Below are 21,055 nucleotides of genomic sequence, written 5' to 3'. Positions count from 1 at the left end.
GAAACCCTTAGCCCGGAGGCATCATGCTGATTATCACGGCCCCCTATGCGGCGATTGTCGCGCTGCTTTACCTGATCCTGACGATCCGCGTGATCGCCTATCGCCGCGCCAAACGGATTTCGCTGGGCGACAAGGATGACCCGGCGATGCGCCAACGCATCCGCGCCCATGCCAATTGCGCGGAATATGCACCCATCGGGATCATCATGTTGGCGCTGGTCGAGCTGAACGGCGGCGCAGCTTGGGCCGTGCATCTGCTGGGGGCAATGCTGTTGCTGGGGCGGATCGCCCATGCGGCCGCCTTTTGGCGACACCCGATGAATTTCAAACTGCGTGTAGCGGGCATGTTGCTCTCTATGATCATGATCGCGCTGTCGGCGTTCTGGTTGCTCTTTGCGGCACTGTTTTGATGGGCGGATCGGGGTGTCACGAAAAAACTCTGCCGATTGGTGATTTTGGTCTTGCAGAGCGCGCTGACTCTTTATAGATCAGCGCTCACGACACGGATGCGGGCGTAGCTCAGGGGTAGAGCATAACCTTGCCAAGGTTAGGGTCGGGCGTTCGAATCGCCTCGCCCGCTCCAAATAAACTGGCCAACCCAGCCAGTTACGATAAGGGTCACCTTCGGGTGGCCTTTCGTCGTTTCAGGAGGCTGGATGTGACAAACCTGTTCAGCTTTTGCACCTGTAACGATTGACGAAATGCCTGAAATATTGCGTATAGTCTAAAGCTTTGAAATCTATGATTTCAGCCTCTATTGACCTACATCCCGCGAGATCGCTCATCATAATGTAAAACCTGCTCCAACATTAAAGGTGCAGGGGCATACGAAAAGTCTTTCGTGCGACCCAGCGGACACGCTGAAATTCAGGTGTCGTCTGGGTTTTGCGTCGCCCCCTCAGTCCGAAAGATAATCAGCAGAGACGAAGCCCGAAACCCTTGGCGCATCGTTCAGAGAAACCCGGCACCAGCGCTGGCCGACTTCTGTCACGCAGTGGTGCCGGTTCAGCGTGGTTCCGTCGGGCAGCCCGAGGATCACCCGATAACCAAGCCCCGGCCCGGCCCGCAGTTTCAGCAGTTGATCTGCCCCGGTCCGTTCGACCACGGTCCGGTCACCGCCGACGCCGCTGCACCCTGCGAGAAGGACGGCGGTAATAAGGATGGGAAGGGTGCGTTTGCGCATGCTCTGACCTCTTTCGTTTTTCCCTGCATAGACCGGGTACGGGTGAAATCCTAGCCTGCGCCTGAGCTCCGCCATGGCTGGCGTGCGGATTGCCGCCGTTCCGGGTATGACATGTCCTACCCCAGCTCCTGCCGTATCCAGTGCAGGAAGTCGCCCGTTGCTGCGTCAAGTTTGCGTCCGGTCGGATAGGTCAGCCAGTAGCCCCCGGCGGGCAGCAGCGTCTGGAAGGGCTGAACCAGCTGCCCCGCCGCGATCTGCCGCTGAAACATCGCCACCGGCAGCAGGGCAATGCCCTGTCCCAGCGTCGCAAGCTCTGCAATCGCGACAGAGGAATCAAGCACCGGACCGTCAAGCGCAGGACAATCGACCCCGGCGGCGGCGCACCAGAGTTTCCATTCATTCGCGCGGTAGCTGCGCAGCAGCGTCCGCCCCGCCAGATCCGCGGGCCCGCGCAGTTCAGCGGCAAGCGCAGGGGTGCAGAGTGGCGTGATCGGTGCCTCCATCAACTGCACGGCCTCATGCTCAGGCCAAGGCCCCTTGCCGAACCGGATGGCAATATCCAGCCCCTCGCGGGCGATCTCGACCCGGTTGTTATTGGTGAAGAGCCGCAGATCCACATGCGGATGGCTGTCGTGGAACCGGGGCAGCCGGGGCATCAGCCAGCCCAGCGCAAATGTGCTGACAACACCGACCCGGATCACAGTGACATGTCGCCGCCCGTCTACCATGTCCAGCGCCCTGCCGATCGTGTCAAAGCATCGTTCCAGCATCGGGAAGAGCGCCTTGCCCTCTTCCGAGAGCAGCAGCCCGCCCGAACTGCGGGTGAAAAGCGTCACGCCTAGCAGGTCCTCCAGCCGGGCAACCTGGTGGCTGACCGCGGCCTGCGTGACCCGGAGTTCCACCGCGGCGCGGGTGAAACTACCTTGCCGCGCGGCGACTTCAAAGGTGCGCAAGGCGTTCAGCGGGATGTCCGGTCTGTCCATCAGCATGACTCCATCTTATGGCGCGCGATAGGATTTGTCGTTTGTGATGGGAAATACGGACATTGTATTGAAAATGCACGACATGAAGTCGTGTCGTATTCTTTTAACCCCATACCGGCACCTGCCTGTTCCCGCGCCTGCGCGTGTGGGGAAGGTACCTGCACGGCCCTAGAATGAGCACCCGAAATGCATATCCCATCCTCTCTATTTCATGCGCTTGCCGCCTTGGCCCTGTGCCTGCCCTGGCCCGCCGGCCAAGCAGCGGCACAGACCGCCGAACAACAGGCGCTTACAGCTACGGTCGCCCGGCTTGAATCCACTATGCACGCCCGTATCGGCGTTTTCATCAAACACGCAGGAACGGACTGGCAATGGGGTCACCGCGAGACTGAGCGGTTTCTAATGGCGAGTACCTTCAAATCCCTGCTGTGCGGAGCCGTCCTTGACCGTGTCGACCACGGCACCCTGTCGCTTGATGAGTCGCTTCTGGTCAGGCCCGAGGAAATTCACGGCCACGCACCCGTTACACGCGACCAGACTGGCGAGCCCCTGTCCATCGGCACACTTTGCCGTGCGACGCTTGATATGAGCGACAATGGTGCGGCCAATCTGCTGATCGACCGACTGGGCGGCACGGCTGAGGTAACGGCTTATATGCGCCGGATCGGGGACACGGTCACGCGGCTGGACCGCAAGGAGCCGGACCTGAACAGTTTTGTGCCCGGCGACCCGCGCGACACGACGAGCCCAGTGGCGATGGCTACAAGCTGGGAAACAATGCTGACGGGGGATGTACTGTCACATGAATCGCGGGCGCATCTTGCCAATTGGATGGGTGATGGCGGTGTGACCGCTGCACTGATCCGGCCCCATGTACCGGCGGGCTGGCATGTGTCCGACAAGTCAGGTGGCGGCGATAACACACGTAGCCTCGTCGCGATGCTGACGTCAGAGAACGGATCGCGCTATTTTGTTGCGCTCTATGTCTCCGACACACTGGTAGACTGGGACACACGGAATGCGGCGATCTCTGAGCTGGGGGCCGCGGCTGTGGCTTATATCCAGGCGCATCACGCCGTCACACTGCGCTGAGCAGATTGTGGGCACGGTTGCGCCGGCCTCAGCGTTCCAGATAGGCCAGCAAGCGCCGCTCAGCTTGCCGCAGATCGGCGGTCTTGGGTCCTTCGGCCAGCGTCACATCGCCTTCTGACAGCGCGATCACATCAGGGTGGATGTAGCTGTTGCGCGCGATTGTGGGCGTGTTGTGCAGCCGTGCGGCGGCGGCGTCTGACATGGCTTTGATCGTGACCGGCCCTTCTGCCGCCACTTCGAAGGCCGCGAGGGTGCCGGCCCATGTCCGAAAGGTTTTGGCCGTGAAGGCGCCGCCCGCGCTGTCGGCGATATAGCTGTTGAGCGCCTCAGAGCTGAGCGTTTGCGGCGCGCCCTGATCGTCCAACCAGCTGAGCAGGGTCGCGCCGGGCAGGTCGCCGATTTTGTTCAGGATCCGCGACAGGGTCCGGTCCGCCAGTTGCCGCCGCACCCGCTTGCCGCCTTTGGCCACATAGTTGAGCGCGATTTTTCCTTCCGCCAGTTTCACATGCCGCCTGCGCAGGGTCAGCGCGCCGTAGCTGCCGTTTTCGCGGGTGTAGCTATCGTGCCCCACCCGCAGCGACAGCCGGTCAATCATCGCGACGGCGCTGGCGAGCGCAAAGGTCTTTTCCCCCGCATCTTCGGACAGATGCCGCCTGACAGTGCGCCGGATGCGCGGCAGGGCGTGGCCGAAATCAATGAGCTTTTCGAATTTCACCTGTGCCTGCGCGGCGGTCCAGTCGGGGTGGTAGCGGTATTGCTTACGCTGCCGGTCGTCGCGCCCCGTGGCTTGCAGATGCCCATGCGCCAGCGGGCACATCCAAACATCCACATAGGCGGGTGGCACTGCCATTGCAGCGAGCCGCGTCCGCTCTGCCTTATCGTCTATCGTCGTCCCGTCGGGCGCGAGGTAGCTGAACCCCCTGCCCCGTTTCTGCCGTCGGATCCCCGGCTGATCATCAGGGTAATAGACCAGCGGCGCCACGGGTCAGCCTTCGGACACTTCGGATTCAAGCTTGAGCACGGCATCACCGTCATCCTGCTTGATATAAAGCGCCTTATTGTCATCGCTGCCGTTGCGCGTGATCTCTGACCCTTTGATGGTGCGGGTGACGGACGTGGTATAGGTTTTTTCCACCGTCCCGCTGGCGCTGCCGTTGCCCCATTCCCAAGTGACCGTGTCGCCGGTGCTGATTGCCATGATCTTGTCCTGTCGGTTTGTCTGATCGCAAACGCAGGACAGGTACATTCGGTTCCGTGATGTCAGATCGCCGTGCTGTCGGGGGTCAGCGCCGCAAGCTCGCTGGTGATCAGGTGCCGATCCGCCGGGCGTGCGACCTCTGCCAGATTTTCCAACAAGTGTTGTGTGTGCTGGCGGGTGACATCATCGGGGCGCACATATTGCCGACACAGCGGGAAGCTGACGGCGAACAGCCCCGCAAAGTTAAGCTTGGGGTAGCGAAAGCGCGTGCCCTCTTCTGCGCTGAGCCCGTCTTTGTAGACGGAGGCCACGGTCAGCGCCCCGCTCAGACGGTTCAGGCAATCCATCGCGGTATAGGGGTCGTTCACACCGGGTGACAGGGCGCGCGCGATCATCTCGACTAGTTGTTCGGCCATGAAGGCGGGGTTCTGGTTTTCGGTCTTGGCAGAGCCGACAGCATAGCAGCCCATCAGCGCATTACGCTGGTCATCTGTGACAGGCTCGGTCGACCAGATGCCAAAGATTTCGGTCGCGCATGTGACAAATTCCCCAATGGCCGGGGACATGCGGATGTGCCAATTATTCTCTGCCGCCAGTGTGTGGATACGGTCGATATTGCAAGTCTGGATATAGCCCGAAAGCGTGCCTGTCAGCCGAGCTGTCGGTGGTCCGTCGGGCCAGTCGTTGCCGTCTTCTTCGTCCGCCCGCCCATCAATCAAAACGCGAATTTGGTTTTCCAGCCGGGTCCCCAGCCCAGAGGAAATCCGGCTGACGTTGATCGTTTCCGGGACGTGATGCACGAAATAGATCATCGTGAAAACGCTCACGAGGGTCAGCAGCAGCGCCAAGATCAGCGAATATTGCGGCACATATTGATCGACGCCTTCTGTCGCGTCCTGCACCGATGACAGCACGACCAGCGCATAGACGAACGTGGCGATCAGGATGCCAAGGCTCCATTGATTGCCCCGGTCACGCATGAAGTTCCCGATCAGCCGCGGCCCGAAATTGCCCGATGCAAAAGAGACCGCCACGATGGTCATCGAGAACATCACCCCGGCCACGCCGATGATTGATTGCGCTATGACCGACAGGGTCGCGCGGGCACCATCGGCCTGCGTGTCAATCAGCGTATCTGGCAGGTTCATCGGCAACAGGTCGGCATTGCGGTCGATCCATTCGCTGCCTGCCGCAAGGATCAGCCCCACGATCACAAGGATGGAGGGCAGGAACCAATAGCTGGCCCGGACATCCTGCAAGAATTTAAAAAGGCGCGCGCGCTTGCCCATTGATCTGTCGCCTTTCTGCGGTCTCATACCGCTGTTTTTTGTTTGTAACCTGAACGAACGCGCTGAAACATCATCTGTTCCACCTGACCGGGAACAAAACCCGCTGACATTGCGTTGACCGGGGAATAGGCGAGGCAGGATCATGGACGAAAAAGAAGAAGAGGCCGCCGTCAAGCAGGCTGAAAACCTGTCCCCCAAGATCATTTTTGAGGTGATCCGGCAGGACGGGCTGGAAGAGCTCGCCCGCCCGAATAAATCCTTGTTCTGGTCCGGCATTGCTGCCGGCATCATGATTTCACTGTCTGTGCTGGGCGAGGCGATCTTTCGCACCTATCTACCCGACGCAGACTGGCGCTATCTGGTCGAAAATCTGGGCTATAGTCTGGGCTTTCTGGCGGTGATCCTTGGCCGGATGCAGCTGTTCACCGAAAATACGATCAGCACGGTGCTGCCGGTGATGCATCGGCCGAGCATGACGATCTTTTCGCGTATGCTGGCACTGTGGTCGATTGTACTGGTGGCCAATGTGATTGGCGGTTTCATGGTCGCTGGTGTCTTTGCCCTTACAGCCGCCATCCCGCCGGATTTGCTGCCTGCGATGAACGAGCTTTCGATGCACGCCACAGGATTCCCTGCCAAAGAGGCGTTTCAGCGGGCCATTCCCGCCGGTGTGCTGATCGCGGCGATTGTCTGGATGATGCCGGAATCCGAAGGGTTTGGCTTTTTTGTCATCCTCATTTTCACATGGTTGATTGCGGCGGGTGATTTTTCCCATGTGGTGGCAGGCACGGTGGAAATGGCGTTCCTTGTCCTGCAAGGCACCCTGCCCCCGGCCGAGGCCCTGTTTCGGTTCTTTCTGCCGGTGCTTGCAGGGAACATTCTGGGCGGCACCGCGATCTTTGCACTGCTTGCGTTCGGGCAGGTCCGCAATGAGCTGAGCAAAGATTAACCGCGCCACGGAACCAATTGCGGCGTTGTGTGTTTACTTTTCAACACGCAGTAAAACGGAGTATATCGCAATGGAATATGCAGGTATTGGCGGATTTTTCATTCTGGTCCTGGACATTTGGGCCATCGTATCAATCATCAGCTCGAACGCATCGACCGGATCAAAGGTCCTGTGGACGCTGCTGGTTCTGGTTCTGCCGGTCATCGGCTTTATCATCTGGCTGATCGCCGGACCACGCGCCGCACAGCGACTGGTATAAATCGCAAACAAAAGGCCCTCGCAGAACACTGGAGCCCTTTCGTTCTGTAGGGCCTAGACCTCTGAAACCTGTCGGCTGGAAAGCTGGCAGGTTTCTGTATTTACGCCCGAGTTTCGACGAGACCCTAACTTCTACATACAGTGAGATGGGAAGTTCGCACTCCCCGTGAATGGCGTTATTTTGCACCTCAAAACCGGGGAGACCGCATATCGTGTTGGTCCGCTATGTGGGACGAAGCGGACCTCCAATTTTCTGCAATGGAATGTTGTTTCAGGCGCTGAGCGAACTGAGTTTATACCATCCATACGCTACTTCGCGCAGTGTTGTATCGGATCTCACTTCTTCACGTTCCGATACTTTTTCACCACCACTTGCCTTATAGAAGCCACGCGCTTTTCTATTTGAATCGAGAACCCAAAGCGAGGATGCGGTATGGTCGAATTTTGTCAAATGATGAAAGCCATGCCGCAAAAGCGCGCGCCCTATACCCAGTCGTTGAGCTGCTTCGAGGACATAGATAGCAGTGATTTCTGAACTGAACCCTCTTTCCAAAAGTCCCTTATCCCTTTGATTTCCAACAGAGACATATCCGACCGCTTCGTCATCAAGTTCCGCAACAAACACCGCAAGGCTTCCCGTCACCTCAGCGCTGTTGAGGATGTCGGTCCACATTCTTGACCTACCTTCTTGTGTTACACGAGAAATCACTTCCGATGGCATCAAGCCTACGTAAGTTTCTTGCCATGACGTGACATTGATTGATGCAATTGTTCCAGCGTCCGAAATGGTAGCAGGCCGTACCAAGAAAGAAGATTGTGTCATGTGAACAGCTTTTCAGTTCTGCGCCAACATCGCAATTCAGTATGTCAAAGAGGGTTCAAACCTGCCATTTGACTTCAGCATGCTGCGCGAATGATAGCATTTCGTCAACGTTTCGAAACGACTCATATGCCATGTAAGCACCCTCACACGAATAACGGGCGATGAGAAAACGCAGCGCCCGTATCTTGTAGCGCGGAATGTATCCTATACTACTGCGGGGGCCTATTTATGGGAACCTTAGGTGTCGTGACACCCACGGCGCACCGCTATGCAGGCACGGTTTTCAGCGCGATCCCCGGCGCGTGCAGGCCGGTCGGCGACAGCGTGAAAATCTCAACCCCGTCGGCGGTCACACCTATCGAATGCTCAAACTGTGCTGAAAGGGACCTGTCCCGCGTCACGGCGGTCCAATTGTCCGCGAGCATTTTCACATCCGCCCGTCCCAGATTGATCATCGGTTCCACCGTAAAAATCATGCCCTCGCGCAGTTCGGGGCCAGTCCCGGCTTTGCCGAAGTTCAGGATATTGGGGGAATCGTGGAAAACCTGACCGATGCCATGGCCGCAAAAATCGCGCACCACAGAGCAGCGTTCAGACTGTGCGTAGCGCTGGATCGCGTTGCCAATATCACCGAGGCGCGCCCCCGGTCGCACAGCTTTGATGCCCTGCATCATCGCCTCATGCGTGATCTGGATCAGCCGTTCAGCCGCGCGTTTCGGTTTTCCCACCACATACATCCGGCTTGAATCACCGTGCCAGCCGTCATGGATCAGCGTCACATCGATATTCACGATATCGCCGTCGCGCAGCTTTTTGTCGGTTGGAAAGCCGTGGCAGACCACGTGATTAACCGATGTGCAGCAGGCGTATTGGTAACCTTTGTAGCCCAGCGTCGCGGGCGTGGCATCATGGGAGGCCGCGAAGTCGAGAACGAAACGATTGATCTGCGCCAAAGCAATGCCATCGCGGATCAGATCGGCCACGCCATCCAAACATCTGGCGGTCAAGGCACCGGCGCGGCGCATCCCCGCAAAGGCGTCTGGCCCATAGAGCTTGATACTTTCGGTTCTGCGCGCCTCCTGTGCCTTTGGCGCGACAGGAACGTCGATATAGCTGACCATTATGCGTCCTTTCGGCATATTTCACGGCGTCGCAACAAAGCTCCGGTTGACCGGTTACCTGCTACGCGTGTATACGAATCATATACAAAACGTATATTCACATGCAGGAGTCACGTCTATGGGTATTGTGAAAATTGGGGATGATCTGCACGAAGAGTTGCGCAAGGCGAGTTCGGTCATGTGCCGTTCCATCAATGCGCAGGCGGAGTTCTGGATAAAGGTTGGTATGCTGGCCGAAGCAAACCCAACCATACCCTTTACTGAGATCATGGCGCAGCAGCTTAAAAACGCCGAGATTCAGGCGCCGAAGGTCGCAGCCGCCTGAAACCTGAAAGATGTGCAGGCGCACGGCATTCCCGCAAAACAAAACCCCGACGCAGCGCGCCGGGGCCTTTGCAACCCGTTAAAGCCAAATACGCGGTGCGGTGTTATTCGGATGCCGGGGCGCTGGCGGGTGCGGTGCCTTGATCTTCGTAGGGCGCGTCACCTTCTTCGGCGATCCAGAGCAGATAACCCAGAAGCAACAGTCCAGCGACGGCAACAGCCGTCAGCATGCCCCAAAGCGGGCCTTTGTGACGTTTGGCTTGCCGGTCAATATTTGTGTCAGGTGCTGACATTGTCATTCTCCTTTTGATGTTGCGGGGTAAACGCCTATGAAGATGCAACGTTCCGCAAATGCGGGAACGTTTTCGTGTATGCGGCGTTAAGTCGCGAAGGAGAATTCATATGGCGCAACGGTCCCTGCCCACCATCTGTCTGACAATATTGACAATCGTGGTGGTTTTCGCCGTTTTGCGCGAAGCCCGGAATGTCTTTGCCCCCATCGTGGCGGCGCTGCTGCTGGGGGTGGTTCTGACCCCCCTGTCCGATTTCTGGGACAAGCTGCGCCTGCCGTCCGCGCTTGCTGCATTTCTGTCCGTGATGCTGGCCCTGCTGACGATCCTCGTGCTGCTCTTGCTGATCGAACCCTATGTGACACAAGTGATCAACAGGGCCCCGGTGATCTGGGACGAGCTGCGCGGCACCATTGATGAATTCAAACGCATCCTGCGCGGGCTGGAGCAGATGTCCGAGGACATGGCCGACGCCATTGATACCGGCGGTGATGCGGGGGAGGCGTCAGATGATGATGAGCCGGTCAGTATTCCAACCCTGACCGATGCGCTGTTCTACGCGCCGCAATTTGCCGCCCAGCTGATGATTTTCACCGGCACGCTGTATTTCTTCCTGATGGCCCGTAACAGCCTGTATGACTGGGCCGGCGAGACCTTTCGCCGTCTGGGTGAGGAAGAGCTGCGCGAGGCTGGCAAGCAGGTGTCGCGCTATGTGCTGACGATCAGCGCCATCAACCTGAGCTTCGGCGTGCTGATTGTCATCGTGATGAAAGCACTCGGCATGCCCTCCCCCATCCTGTGGGGCATCTTGGCCTTTGCTCTGAACTATGTACTGTATCTTGGCCCGATTGTGCTGCTTGGTATGCTGACCGTCACCGGAATCGTGATGTTTGATGGCGCGCTCAGCTTTGCGCCGCCGTTAATCTATCTGATGATGAACGCGATCGAGGCACAATTTGTAACCCCGACAATGGTCGGGCGCAGCCTGTCGGTGAACCCGCTGCTGATCTTTCTGTCACTGGTATTCTGGCTGTGGTTGTGGGGGCCCATCGGGGGGATTATCGCCATCCCGTTGCTGGTTTGGTGCATTACCGTCTACAAAAGCACGGTTGTGCCTCAGACCATCTCTTCCGGGACGGCGGGCACATTATATCCAACCTCTTCGGCGGGCGCGACAGAATAAGGCAGTAAAAAGCCCTGCCGCTGATCAGGCGGCAGCTGCGCATTGCGTGCCGCACGCCCCGCCCAGGCTTCGCGGGCGGTTGCGTCATCATAGCAGGCCGGATCCGCATCCGCGCCTAGCCAGTGGTCAAAGCAGCGTTTTTTCAGCGCCTTCACTTCCTCGGTATTGCCGGTTGGAATCCCGGCTTCGGTATCCCAGCCAAAACTGCGCCCGTTCAGATTGGCGGAAGAAATGATCCCATGCGCATCGTCAAAGATCGACACTTTGGCATGCACATAGACGATGGGCGCGCCATAATGCGCCGCCCGTTTGTCGGCGCTGCCGGTGCGCGGCTGGGCCGGGCAGCCGATGAACAGCCGGTCGCCAAACGCCTTGCGAACGATCTTGATGCATTCGGTCTGCAAATGCTCGCCATAGGCTACATCGGTACCAGTGCTATTGTTAAACGCGGCCTCTTCCGGGGCGGCGGGCAGGATCAGGATCATTTGCAGATCAGGGTTTTCCTGCGCCCGTTTTGCTAATTGCCGGGCGAGCTTGCGATAACGAAAGAACTGGGTTTCCAGATAGATCAGCCGCTTCGCCTTGGCGATCTGGGCGCTATGCGCGTCAGCCATTTCGCTGAGCACCGCTTTGGGTGACAGGCGCGGCAAGGGAAAGCTGCGCCGGGCTGACATGGTCCGCAGCAGATGTGCGCAATGGCCGGGCGCCTGCCCTGCGGCAATGGCCCGGAAATTCCGGATATGCGCTGCGGCCTCGGCCACGATTGGACCATCGACGATCACCTGCACGTCATGCCATGTCTGTTCGGCAGATTGGCGATGTTCAGGTGTGTCATAGCGCCGGTCGTCCAGATCAAGCCCGCCGATATAGAGGGTTTCATTGTCGAACACGGCCAGTTTCTGGTGATGGCTGACAGGGACAAGCGGTGGTGGCTTTCCCCGTTTGGGAACCAGCTTGTCACCTTTCCATTCGACCAAGGCGCGCAGGCCGGGGACCTCGCGCAGGCGATCCTGCGCCTCTGCTTTTGGCAGGGCGTTATAGGCCTCCAGGTTTTGGCTGAGCTCCTTGATGGACCGACGCCAAAGCACCGTGCGCGGCAGCAGCCCGACGCGGGCTGGATGCATGGCGGCGCTGACCGTCAGGAGTTCAGGGTGTCGCGATGCTTCTGCCGCGGCGCGCAGGGCGCGCAGGCTGGACCAAGTACCGGCATGCAAATCATGACAGGCCACAGGATCGAAGTCGGTGATCACGATGGACACGGACACCTTGCGGTTCAGCGTGTCGGTGATCAGATCGAACCAGGTGGGGCCAATCTTGCGCGCCTCTGGCGAACGCAGGGTCGTCCACGGGTCAAACACCCGAAAGCTTGCAATGATTTCTTTTTGCGCGCGCAGAAACTCACGCTCGAACGCGGGAAAAGCCTCTGCTGCGGTAATCAGAATATCGAAACGCCGCCGCGCCGTGTCAGACATTAGAAATCCCGTATTTCAGGTTCGAATTCTTCAATCTCGAACGTCAGCGTCATCATGTAGGAATCGTCTGTTTTCTCTTTTTCAAGCTTGCCACCCAATTGGATCACAAACGCATTGATCAACTGGCCACCCAGCCCGGTGCTTTCGACATTGTCATGCGCACCGATGGAATTGCTGAGCGTGACAGTACATATTTTACCATCCTGCTTGAGACTGGCATTGATCCACGGACGCCCTGAGGCGGGTATCCCGATATATTTCATCGTGTTGGTCATCGCTTCGGCCATCATCAGCGACAGTGGCACCGCCTGATCGGGATAAAGCAGAACCCGCTCGATATCCGTGTGCACATCAATATCCCCTTGGAGATCCGCGCCCATTTCAAACGATTTCTGCACCACATCCGAAATCAGGCCGCCGACATCGACCATGCCGCCGTGCTGCGATTGGTACAAATCACGGTGGATCGTTGCGAGGCTGAGCACCCGATCCTGCAGGCGTGACAAAACCGATTTGGTTTCGTCATGTTCAGCCAGGCGGATCTTCATGTTCATGATGGAAGAGATCAGCTGTAGGTTATTCTTAACCCGGTGATGGACTTCTTTGATCAGCACGTTCTTTTCGCGCAGGGCGTCTTCCAATTCGGCCTCTTCGCGCAGAATGTCGTCTGTCATCTGGGTGAAGTTGACATAAAGCGCACGCATCTCTGCCGGCATGGTGCCCGGACGGCTGATTGCCTCGGCGTTGCGGGTTTCAGCGAATGTATCCATATTTTTGCGCAGCCGCGAAATGTGGCGCAGTACAAGCGTATGCAGAGCAAGCATTGCGACAACCATGCTCGCAATCCACATCAGAACCGGGAACACCGCAGGCCCAACCGTTGCCTGCCCTGCGGCAAGTCCGACATCTGTGCGCCAAACGCCGATCACAGTTGCAGGGCTGCCTTTGATGGGCACGACCGTGTAGATACGCCGCTCGCCCCGCTGGTTCACACCGCGAAAGGACAGTTTGCCTGTCGCCAAAGAGCTGGAAAAAGTGCGCAACGCAGGAAGTTCATCCGCAGCTTCTTCAATGCCGCCACGTGCGGTCAGGATATCTGTGTCATCATTGATTGTGATGAGATCGGCGAGGCCAAGCGATTCCAGATCATCTGTCGGCAGCCGCAATCCCAGATGCGGGATGGAGACAGAGACGAAGCCACCATAATTCCCATCAAGGTAATACGGCTGCGAGACGATGAATACTGATTCTTGGCTGATTGCGCCACGCGTGTTGACCAGGATCAGACGCTTTTTCGCTTCAATCGACTTTTGAAAGTTTTCCACATCGGTGAAGTCATATTCACGGCCAGAGGACGAGCATGTCATTAAACCTGAGGCCGGAATAATTCCGATAAAGCTATAGCGTTCGTATCGTGAAATATACGCCCCAAGGTCCCGCGTACATCGGTCGGGGTCTTGCAGAAACGTCGGTGCCATCGCCGCGACAAGTGATGCCGCGCCGCTGGCCCGTTCGATGATCAACTCTTCTTCCTTTGCAGCGCTTTCTGTTAACGCCAGAAGCGCAAGTTCAGCGTTGTTATTGGCTTCTGTAGCGACGCGGTTGGTCTGATAGATGGCGATCGACCCCAATGGCAAAAGGGCGAGCGTCAGCAACAGCACGATCTGCGTGCGCAGGCTACTAAAAAAGGTACGTATCATTAGGAAGGCATGGCAGGGTTGCCGACCACCGCAAGCGTCGCAGTATCAGTCAGCTCGAGCGCCTCATCAGCGTCCAGTTTCAACAATTCCGTCAACTTGCCCCGTGCCCGGTTTACACGGCTTTTCATCGTACCGGTCGCGACACCACACATGACCCCGGCGTCTTCGTAGGAAAACCCGGATGCGCCTACCAGTATCAACGCCTCGCGCTGTTCATCGGGCAGTCGGTCAAAAGCAGTTTTGAAATCACGCATCTGCAAGCGGCCGTCATGGTCTGGCTTAACCGACATCTTTTCAGAAAAGACGTTGTCGATATCCGCGACTTCACGGTTGAGCTTGCGGCGACTAGTGTAGAAATTGTTGCGCAAAATCGTGAACAGCCAGGCGCGCATGTTGGTGCCGGGCGTAAACTTGTCCATGTTCGACCAGGCTTTCAATACAGTGTCCTGCATCATATCGTCGGCGGTCGCACGATTTCGTGTCAGACTGAGCGCAAAAGCCCGCAAGGCAGGCAGGTGCGTGACCAGCTCTTCCTTAGGATCCATGTTGCTCATTTATGACTCTTATGGTCTTGATCCTGCGCTCGCAGGACCGAAAGCAAATCAATAATTTGATCGGGCATGTCGTCACGCTCCAATTCCGAGAAAACCTGTTTTAGATTTTCGTCGATATACTTCGCTATTTTTGCCTGCCTAGGGTCGTCTTCGCTTGCCATTTGCCTACTTGCGCCTCAGTTTTAACTTCAATTATCTACCACACCACGGAACTAACCGCCATGCATCGCGTTAAGTTCCATAGAAATGATAGAAAAGGCCAGAAAGATGAACCAAACTGATACGGAGGCAAATTTCTCCGATCTCATCGCAGCGGAACTCCCTTACTTGCGACGTTATACACGGGCTTTGACAGGGTCGCAGTCACGCGGAGATAAGTACACTGTTGCAACGCTTGAAATCATCCTTAAGGATCGTTCTCCCTTTGAAAACGCCGACCCGATCAAAGTCAACCTCTTCAAGTGCTTTCACGCGATTTGGGTCACTTCCGGCCAACAACTGGCAGAACCCGAAGACAGTCTGCGTGGGCGTGCCCAAGGCTTACTGGCCAAGCTGACCGCAAACTCGCGCGAGGCACTGCTTCTACGCACGATCGAAGAGTTCAGCCTGGATCACGTGGCAAAAATCATGCAGACGGACATTGACGAGGTACGGCGATTAATTGGGGCAGCCAACGAAGAACTGGCAAACAGCGTCAAGGGCCGCGTGCTGATCATCGAGGATGAGCCGATTATCGCAGCCGACCTGACCGCCATCGTCAGCAGTCTTGGCCACGAGGTTGTCGGCGTTGCCCGAACCCACAAGGAAGCCGTCGCATTGGGTGCGGAATCAAATGCCGATCTGATCCTTGCCGACATTCAGCTGGCCGATAACTCGTCCGGTATTGATGCTGTGAATGATCTGCTGGAGATGATGGATGTGCCGGTGATTTTCATCACGGCCTTCCCGGAACGCCTGCTGACCGGCGACCGGCCCGAACCAGCCTTCCTGATCTCCAAGCCCTTCCACGAGGCGCAGGTGCAGTCAGCTGTCAGCCAAGCAATGTTCTTTGCATCAACGGCGACGCTGAAAAGCTAAGCCAAACAGTCTCAGTTAAAACAAAAACCCCGCCTCTGAACGATGGCGGGGTTTTTATTGCTTCGTGATTGCGTTGGGCGTCCAACTGGCCCTGCTGGCAGGGCAAATTGCGGCGACCGGTCTCATTACTGCGTACTCTCTGACCTGCGACGATCATTGCTATTCGTCGCCCGCATTGCGTGCAGGAAAAGCGATCCAATGAACAGTAGCAGGAAGATCACAAAGATAAACTGCGCGATGCCTGCGGAGGCCGTGGCGATACCGCCATACCCGAAGAGAGCCGCAATCAAAGCGATAGCTAAAAACGTCAGTGCATAATTTAACATTGCTTGCTCCTTTTCTTGTTTCGTTTCTGAATTTATGCGGCACGATCCACCGCGTTTGATACCGATACAAGTTGAACTGCGGCGATCTGGTTCCACCATATTTTTTTGCGAATTAGAGGAACCGCAGCACGGCGGGTGTGTTGGGTTTGCGAAGACATGAAGACAACATGAGGAGTTAGATTATGGCTACTGCAACAAAAACACCGAACGGCAACATCTCCGGTCCGGCCAGCGCACCCTCTGCTTTGAAAAGTGAGGCCAAAAGCGAAGATCTTCGCTCAGAGATCGACACACTGCGAGCCGACCTCGCATCGCTGACAAGCACGATCAGCTCGCTGGGACGTGCAAAAGGTGACGAAGCGCTGAGCGCCGCGAAAGCGAAAGCCGCCGAAGTCCGCAGCAAGGCCGCCGATCATGCTGAAACCGCGAAACTGCAAGCCACCGAATTGCAGCATCAGGCAACAGATTATGTGCGCACCAACCCCGGTACCGCACTGGGCATCGCAGCTGGCGCAGGCTTCCTGCTGGGCTATCTGGGCAGCCGGAAATAAGTGATGTTTGGCATACGAACAAGAATGGCCCTCGCGGCCAAGCGCGCAGGCTTCCTTACCGGGGGCCTGCTGCTTTGTGGTGTGGGGCTGGCGTTTCTGACCGTTTCGGCATGGTTCGCCCTCGCGCCGACAATCGGGATCACCGGCACCGCCGCAATCATCGCGGGGTTCTATTTCGGGTTAGGGCTAATCCTGATCGGAATGGGGTCGCGCGCGCGTATGGTTGCACCGGTCGCCGCTGCACCCGCAGCCGCAGCAGCCCCCTTCGCCGGGCCACCTATGATGCAGGCGTTCCTGTATGGCCTGCAGGCGGGGGCGGCATCGCACCTGGCAAAGCGCTGATAATCGCCTCGGTGATCATCTCTGTTGAATATGGAAGATCGACGGTCAAAACAGGAAACTCTGTCGGGACCGTCGATCCAATAATAATGACCCTGCCACCTCGGGCAACCAAACCGGTCAGCGCTGGCTGTATGTCAGATGTCATAGCCCCGCTCCCAACTAAAACACACGAATGGGCTGCGTTTTCGAAATCGAGGTTCTGGCCAGACTGAAACGAATCGCGGGTCATCACCTCACAGCCTGGGAAGGCAGCCGTGATAATGCCCTGCAAATCCAACAAGATAATGGGATCCGGCTCGACAATGAGAAAACGTTTGTTCATAGCTTGCCCCACCTAAAAGTTAACCCTCGATTAACGTAGTGTGCCATTCTTTGAATTAATATATGACGTAGCGAGGCTGGGAAAGTGCCAACACAGTGCAAAAACTGTCCTTTGCGGCGGCGCGATCTGTTCGAAGATCTGACCGCAGACGAAGTCGCATATATGCAGCGCTTTAAAGCTGGCGAACTGATTGTGGAGCCCGGCACGCAAATTTTGATGCAGGGATCGAACAGCCCGCAGCTTTTCACAGTACTCAGCGGCATGGGGCTGCGCTACAAGCTTCTGTCCAATGGCAAAAGACAAGTGCTGAACCTGATCATGCCCGGCGATTTTATCGGGCTGCAGGCGGGATTGCTTAGCGAAATGGGCCATTCGGTTGAGGCAACGACGCGCATGACGCTCTGCGTATTTGACCGGGCCTCTGTCTGGTCGCTGTTCAAAGACCAACCGCATCGCGCCTTTGACGTGACATGGCTCGCCGCAATCGAAGAACATTTTCTAGGGGATGCCCTGTCTGCGGTGGGGCAACGCAGTGCGCTACAGGCCATGGCCTGGGCGTTCACCCGCATTTTCCTGCGCGGCGAGGCGTTGGGCTTGGTTGAAAACCGGCGCATGCGCTTCCCCTACAAACAACAAGACATCGCCGACGCGCTGGGGCTGTCGCTGGTCCATACAAACAAAACGCTGGCCACCCTGCGCGGGCGCCAATTGGCGCAATGGTCCGATGGCGTCCTGCAAGTGACTGATATCGAAGAACTGGCCGAGGTCGGCCTAGTCGATGATCTGGACGTCCGCAAGCGGCCGATCATCTGATGGCCCGCGCTGCGGATCGGGCCGGGGCTTGTCGCCCCTTCGACGGAAAGGCATTGTTCCTGTTATGACTGCTAAACCTCCGCTGCTTGTTTTTACCGATCTCGACGGCACATTGATTGATCACGACAGCTATCAATGGGATGCGGCGCAGCCAGCGCTGAGGCGCTTACATGATATCGGTGCCGGGGTTGTGCTGGCGAGCAGTAAAACCGCCGTGGAAATAGGCACATTGCGGGATGAAATGGGGCTGCGCCACTGGCCCGCGATTGTCGAAAACGGCGCGGGGTTATTGCCTGCAAATAGCGCACCGACCGGATCTGCCAGCAGCTATGATGCGCTGCGCGATGTGCTGGCAAAACTGCCCGGCGCTCTGCGGGACGGCTTTCATGGCTTCGGCGATATGAGCGTTACAGGCGTCGCAGATATCACCGGACTGCCTATCGAAGCGGCAAAGCGCGCAAAAATGCGGCAATTCTCTGAACCGGGGCTATGGCAGGGCGATGCCGAAGCGCGGCGCGACTTTCTGGCGGCGCTGGCGGACCACGGGGTCACCGGGCGCGAAGGCGGGCGCTTTCTGACCCTCTCATTCGGGAATACCAAGGCCGATCAAATCGACGCGCTGATCGCAAAATACCATCCCACACAAACGCTATCGCTGGGCGATGCGCCCAATGATGTGGAAATGCTGCAAGCCACCGATCACGGGGTGATCGTGGCGAACCCGCACCGCCCCCCACTGCCCCCGATCAAGGGTGAGGCAGAGGGCAAGATCACCCGTACCAATCTGCCCGGCCCTACAGGCTGGAACCAGGCGGTGCTGGATCACGTTAACGCTTTGACGCTCACATAAGGACGACCGACCATGGCTGATTTCCATCAGAACGGAAACATCACAACCCTGCATAATTTGCGCACCCGGTCGGTGCCCGAAATGACACAGGAACTGGCCAGTTTCGCCCAGACGCGCAAAATTTCCCTCATCCTGCCCTGTCTCTATTCAGAGCTGGAAGGGCCCGCGATGCCCAACATCCTGCAAGAGCTGTCACAGGTCAGCTATCTGCACCGGATCATCATCGGGCTCGACCGGGCGGATGAGACGCAGTTCCTCCACGCCAAGGAATTTTTCGCCGGGCTGAACCAGAACCATATCGTGATCTGGAACGACAGCCCGCGGATGCAGGAAATGGGCGCACGGCTGGAACAGCTCGGGCTGGCCCCGGCGGAACAAGGCAAGGGCAAGAACGTCTGGTCATCGCTCGGCTATCTGATCGGCTGCGCCGACAGTGCGGTGATGGCGATCCATGATTGCGATATCGTGACCTATACGAACGAAATGCTGGCGCGGCTGGTCTACCCGGTCGCCAACCCCAATTTCCCCTATCAGGTCGCCAAAGGCTATTACCCCCGGATTGGTGAGGGCAAGCTGAACGGGCGGGTCACCCGGCTGCTGGTCAGCCCGCTGCTGATCGCGCTGAAACGGGTCGTGGGGGACCGGGATTATATCGACTACCTGCGCAGCTTTCGCTACCCGCTGTCCGGCGAATTCGCCATGCGCACGGCGATCCTGCCCGACCTGCGTATCCCGTCAGACTGGGGTCTGGAAATCGGGGTCCTGTCCGAAGCATGGCGGAACCTCGCGCCCAAGGCGGTCTGCCAGGTGGAAATCTCGGACGCTTACGACCACAAACATCAGGACCTGAGCGAAGGCGACACCGATGCCGGGCTCAGCCGCATGTCCACCGATATCTGCAAGGCGATCTTCCGCAAGCTGGCGGCGGATGGGACGGTGTTTACCCCCAATGTCTTTCGCACGCTCAAGGCCACCTATTACCGGATCGCACTGGACCTGATGGACGCCTATTACAACGACGCCAAAATGAACGGGCTGGCCATCGACCGGCACAAAGAAGAACGCGCAATCGAACTTTTCGCCGAGAACCTGATGCGGGCCGGCCAGATCTTCCTCGAAAACCCCCACGAAACACCGTTCATCCCCACCTGGAACCGGGTGCATTCCGCCGACCCGGATTTCCTGAGCGACCTGCGGGCCGCCGCTGCGGCGGATGAGAAGGAATTCAGTTAGCGGATTTCGCGCTTACCTGAACGGTCAGATTTGCGCAAGGCGATTGGTAATTTCCTTCGCCTCTTGCGTGTCATCCACAATCCCGGCGCTGCACCAAAGATCGATGATCTTCTGGCGTTGCGCTTCGCTCAGACCCGCGAAACGGGCACGGTGCAAAGCAAAGGTTTGCACATCGCCGGAAAGTGCGCGATTCAGCAAATCATTGAGGTCATCCTCGGACGTTCCACGAAAAGCAGTTGCAGGTTTCTGCATCCCATCTTGGAAATACCTGTCCCAGCCCCCCTTCATTTCAGCATAAGCAAAAAGAAGCATAAACTCTGTCGCATGCCACCGAAGGCACACAAAAAACCATTCCAACGGCCCAAGACGCCGCGTCAGGTAGGAAACAGCATCCTGCAGAAAGGCACGCGTTACCGGGTATGGCGTCACCGTGGGCGGCAACCTGTCCTGATCCGGCGGCACCATCCCCAGCACCTTGAACGATTGTGTGGCCCATCTTTGGTAAAGTTCGCTCGCTTCCGACAAGTAGCTTTTTGCCCGCCCATCTTCCGTGAAGAAATCATCGAAAGTGACCGGGCTCAGGAACATGTTTTTGGCGTCAAGAATGCAGATATATGGGCTATTTCCAAGATGAACAGACAGCAGTTTGAATGCCTGCTGCAGCTTCCAGCCCGGGTTCTTGCGCCAGCCGGTGTGCCGGTCACTTCCATAATAGCGCCGGACATAGAATTGGTTTATGCGTCCCATCAGCGTCGGGTGCCGGAGGATGATTTCGTCAGGGCAGACGATTCTGACACGACTGGCATGCGGACCGAAAGAAGAGAGATTAGCCTCCACTTGCTGAGCAACCTCAGTTTCATGCGCATCGTTGACGATTAGAAAAATCTGCCCCACCAGTTCCGGTGGCACGAAACGCGCCATCGTGCGTGCCTGCAACAACAACAGGTCGACTTCCTGATGGAAAAAAACGGTTACGAAATCGCAGCGCCGATCATACCCTTCGGCGTCGTGCTGATCAGTAGGATCGGACATCAGTATACTTTCTGCTCAGGCTCTGCGCGCGCTAAATCTTCTCCTATATGACGCGCTTAATCACTGTTGCCAACAGCGTTGGCAGCGTGA

26 protein-coding genes and 1 tRNA gene are annotated in these 21,055 nt (G+C 57.4%); 13 read left to right on the top strand and 14 right to left on the bottom strand.

Annotation, left to right across the window (positions count from 1 at the left end; translation table 11 throughout):
• Nucleotides 1-23 precede the first annotated feature (23 nt).
• Together ACJ5NV_RS15980 and ACJ5NV_RS15975 are read left to right on the top strand one after the other, a co-directional pair.
• The gene (locus ACJ5NV_RS15980) at nt 24-410 is read left to right on the top strand and encodes an MAPEG family protein (protein WP_411645296.1); all 387 of its coding nucleotides are present in this window, start codon (nt 24-26) and stop codon (nt 408-410) included.
• A 98-nt stretch (nt 411-508) separates the two neighbouring features.
• Nucleotides 509-583, top strand: a tRNA-Gly gene (locus tag ACJ5NV_RS15975).
• Between the two features lie 315 nt (nt 584-898).
• On the opposite strand, the gene ACJ5NV_RS15970 is transcribed toward ACJ5NV_RS15975, so the two are convergent.
• Both ACJ5NV_RS15970 and ACJ5NV_RS15965 read right to left on the bottom strand, forming a co-directional pair.
• Nucleotides 899-1,183 (bottom strand): SH3 domain-containing protein, encoded by a 285-nt coding sequence (locus ACJ5NV_RS15970; protein WP_411645294.1) that lies wholly within the window; start codon nt 1,181-1,183, stop codon nt 899-901.
• Nucleotides 1,184-1,299: 116 nt separating this feature from the next.
• On the bottom strand, nt 1,300-2,169 hold the full coding sequence (locus ACJ5NV_RS15965; RefSeq protein ID WP_411645374.1) for a LysR family transcriptional regulator: 870 nt from the start codon (nt 2,167-2,169) through the stop codon (nt 1,300-1,302).
• Nucleotides 2,170-2,352: 183 nt separating this feature from the next.
• Here ACJ5NV_RS15965 and bla point away from each other — a divergent pair, with 183 nt between their 5' ends.
• Nucleotides 2,353-3,258 (top strand): class A beta-lactamase, encoded by a 906-nt coding sequence (bla, locus tag ACJ5NV_RS15960; protein ID WP_411645293.1) that lies wholly within the window; start codon nt 2,353-2,355, stop codon nt 3,256-3,258.
• Between the two features lie 28 nt (nt 3,259-3,286).
• Here bla and ACJ5NV_RS15955 read toward each other — a convergent pair whose 3' ends face one another.
• From ACJ5NV_RS15955 to ACJ5NV_RS15945, 3 genes are all read right to left on the bottom strand, one after another.
• Nucleotides 3,287-4,240 carry a DNA topoisomerase IB gene (locus ACJ5NV_RS15955; protein ID WP_411645291.1) on the bottom strand — a complete coding sequence of 318 codons (954 nt, stop codon included), beginning with the start codon at nt 4,238-4,240 and terminating at the stop codon, nt 3,287-3,289.
• A gap of 3 nt (nt 4,241-4,243) precedes the next feature.
• A complete protein-coding gene (locus tag ACJ5NV_RS15950; protein ID WP_411645289.1) occupies nt 4,244-4,456 on the bottom strand; it encodes a hypervirulence associated TUDOR domain-containing protein in 213 nt (70 codons plus the stop codon).
• Nucleotides 4,457-4,518: 62 nt separating this feature from the next.
• A complete protein-coding gene (locus tag ACJ5NV_RS15945) occupies nt 4,519-5,745 on the bottom strand; it encodes a DUF2254 domain-containing protein (RefSeq protein ID WP_411645288.1) in 1,227 nt (408 codons plus the stop codon).
• Nucleotides 5,746-5,887: 142 nt separating this feature from the next.
• Between ACJ5NV_RS15945 and ACJ5NV_RS15940 the strand changes: the two genes are divergently transcribed.
• Nucleotides 5,888-6,694, top strand: a complete 807-nt coding sequence (locus tag ACJ5NV_RS15940) for a formate/nitrite transporter family protein (protein ID WP_411645287.1) — start codon at nt 5,888-5,890, stop codon at nt 6,692-6,694.
• Between the two features lie 70 nt (nt 6,695-6,764).
• Nucleotides 6,765-6,953, top strand: a complete 189-nt coding sequence (locus ACJ5NV_RS15935) for a PLDc N-terminal domain-containing protein (RefSeq protein ID WP_411645286.1) — start codon at nt 6,765-6,767, stop codon at nt 6,951-6,953.
• 270 nt (nt 6,954-7,223) lie between these two features.
• On the opposite strand, the gene ACJ5NV_RS15930 is transcribed toward ACJ5NV_RS15935, so the two are convergent.
• Both ACJ5NV_RS15930 and map read right to left on the bottom strand, forming a co-directional pair.
• Nucleotides 7,224-7,775, bottom strand: a complete 552-nt coding sequence (locus ACJ5NV_RS15930; RefSeq protein ID WP_411645284.1) for a GNAT family N-acetyltransferase — start codon at nt 7,773-7,775, stop codon at nt 7,224-7,226.
• 266 nt (nt 7,776-8,041) lie between these two features.
• Nucleotides 8,042-8,896, bottom strand: coding sequence for a type I methionyl aminopeptidase (map, locus tag ACJ5NV_RS15925; protein WP_411645282.1), 855 nt, complete (start codon nt 8,894-8,896; stop codon nt 8,042-8,044).
• Nucleotides 8,897-9,014: 118 nt separating this feature from the next.
• On the opposite strand from map, the gene ACJ5NV_RS15920 reads away from it, so the two are divergent.
• Complete coding sequence (locus ACJ5NV_RS15920; RefSeq protein ID WP_411645280.1) at nt 9,015-9,221, top strand: ParD-like family protein; 207 nt, start codon at nt 9,015-9,017, stop codon at nt 9,219-9,221.
• Between the two features lie 103 nt (nt 9,222-9,324).
• Here ACJ5NV_RS15920 and ACJ5NV_RS15915 read toward each other — a convergent pair whose 3' ends face one another.
• Nucleotides 9,325-9,513 (bottom strand): hypothetical protein, encoded by a 189-nt coding sequence (locus ACJ5NV_RS15915; RefSeq protein WP_411645278.1) that lies wholly within the window; start codon nt 9,511-9,513, stop codon nt 9,325-9,327.
• 109 nt (nt 9,514-9,622) lie between these two features.
• On the opposite strand from ACJ5NV_RS15915, the gene ACJ5NV_RS15910 reads away from it, so the two are divergent.
• Entirely contained in the window at nt 9,623-10,693 is a 1,071-nt protein-coding gene (locus ACJ5NV_RS15910) for an AI-2E family transporter (protein ID WP_411645276.1), read from the top strand.
• Here the strand turns inward: ACJ5NV_RS15910 and ACJ5NV_RS15905 are convergent.
• From ACJ5NV_RS15905 to ACJ5NV_RS15890, 4 genes are read right to left on the bottom strand one after another with little or no spacing between them, the layout of a single operon-like run.
• Nucleotides 10,627-12,165 carry a phospholipase D-like domain-containing protein gene (locus tag ACJ5NV_RS15905; protein WP_411645274.1) on the bottom strand — a complete coding sequence of 513 codons (1,539 nt, stop codon included), beginning with the start codon at nt 12,163-12,165 and terminating at the stop codon, nt 10,627-10,629. The two genes, ACJ5NV_RS15910 and ACJ5NV_RS15905, sit on opposite strands and share 67 nt — an antisense overlap.
• A complete protein-coding gene (locus ACJ5NV_RS15900; RefSeq protein ID WP_411645272.1) occupies nt 12,165-13,865 on the bottom strand; it encodes a sensor histidine kinase in 1,701 nt (566 codons plus the stop codon). Before ACJ5NV_RS15900 ends, ACJ5NV_RS15905 begins: the two co-directional genes overlap by 1 nt.
• Nucleotides 13,865-14,419, bottom strand: coding sequence for an RNA polymerase sigma factor (locus ACJ5NV_RS15895; protein WP_411645271.1), 555 nt, complete (start codon nt 14,417-14,419; stop codon nt 13,865-13,867). Before ACJ5NV_RS15895 ends, ACJ5NV_RS15900 begins: the two co-directional genes overlap by 1 nt.
• Nucleotides 14,416-14,580, bottom strand: a complete 165-nt coding sequence (locus ACJ5NV_RS15890) for a NepR family anti-sigma factor (protein WP_411645270.1) — start codon at nt 14,578-14,580, stop codon at nt 14,416-14,418. The genes ACJ5NV_RS15895 and ACJ5NV_RS15890 overlap by 4 nt, the downstream gene beginning before the upstream one ends.
• A 106-nt stretch (nt 14,581-14,686) precedes the next feature.
• On the opposite strand from ACJ5NV_RS15890, the gene ACJ5NV_RS15885 reads away from it, so the two are divergent.
• Complete coding sequence (locus ACJ5NV_RS15885) at nt 14,687-15,496, top strand: response regulator (RefSeq protein WP_411645268.1); 810 nt, start codon at nt 14,687-14,689, stop codon at nt 15,494-15,496.
• 125 nt (nt 15,497-15,621) lie between these two features.
• On the opposite strand, the gene ACJ5NV_RS15880 is transcribed toward ACJ5NV_RS15885, so the two are convergent.
• A complete protein-coding gene (locus tag ACJ5NV_RS15880) occupies nt 15,622-15,822 on the bottom strand; it encodes a DUF1328 domain-containing protein (RefSeq protein WP_411645267.1) in 201 nt (66 codons plus the stop codon).
• Between the two features lie 182 nt (nt 15,823-16,004).
• Between ACJ5NV_RS15880 and ACJ5NV_RS15875 the strand changes: the two genes are divergently transcribed.
• From ACJ5NV_RS15875 to ACJ5NV_RS15855, 5 genes are all read left to right on the top strand, one after another.
• Complete coding sequence (locus ACJ5NV_RS15875) at nt 16,005-16,373, top strand: ElaB/YgaM/YqjD family protein (RefSeq protein WP_411645265.1); 369 nt, start codon at nt 16,005-16,007, stop codon at nt 16,371-16,373.
• A gap of 3 nt (nt 16,374-16,376) precedes the next feature.
• Nucleotides 16,377-16,715 (top strand): hypothetical protein, encoded by a 339-nt coding sequence (locus tag ACJ5NV_RS15870; RefSeq protein WP_411645263.1) that lies wholly within the window; start codon nt 16,377-16,379, stop codon nt 16,713-16,715.
• Between the two features lie 406 nt (nt 16,716-17,121).
• Nucleotides 17,122-17,850: a Crp/Fnr family transcriptional regulator gene (locus ACJ5NV_RS15865; protein ID WP_411645262.1), complete on the top strand. Its 729-nt coding sequence runs from the start codon at nt 17,122-17,124 to the stop codon at nt 17,848-17,850.
• Nucleotides 17,851-17,914: 64 nt separating this feature from the next.
• Nucleotides 17,915-18,700 carry an HAD-IIB family hydrolase gene (locus tag ACJ5NV_RS15860; RefSeq protein WP_411645260.1) on the top strand — a complete coding sequence of 262 codons (786 nt, stop codon included), beginning with the start codon at nt 17,915-17,917 and terminating at the stop codon, nt 18,698-18,700.
• Between the two features lie 12 nt (nt 18,701-18,712).
• Nucleotides 18,713-19,933 carry a glycosyltransferase family protein gene (locus ACJ5NV_RS15855; RefSeq protein ID WP_411645258.1) on the top strand — a complete coding sequence of 407 codons (1,221 nt, stop codon included), beginning with the start codon at nt 18,713-18,715 and terminating at the stop codon, nt 19,931-19,933.
• Nucleotides 19,934-19,957: 24 nt separating this feature from the next.
• On the opposite strand, the gene ACJ5NV_RS15850 is transcribed toward ACJ5NV_RS15855, so the two are convergent.
• Entirely contained in the window at nt 19,958-20,854 is an 897-nt protein-coding gene (locus ACJ5NV_RS15850) for a DUF6492 family protein (RefSeq protein ID WP_411645257.1), read from the bottom strand.
• Nucleotides 20,855-21,055: the final 201 nt, after the last annotated feature.

Source organism: Loktanella agnita, assembly GCF_046640325.1.
Lineage (GTDB): Bacteria > Pseudomonadota > Alphaproteobacteria > Rhodobacterales > Rhodobacteraceae > Yoonia > Yoonia agnita.
The sequence above is the reverse complement of the archived record's forward strand: the minus strand, read 5'-3'. Positions and strand labels throughout refer to the sequence as shown.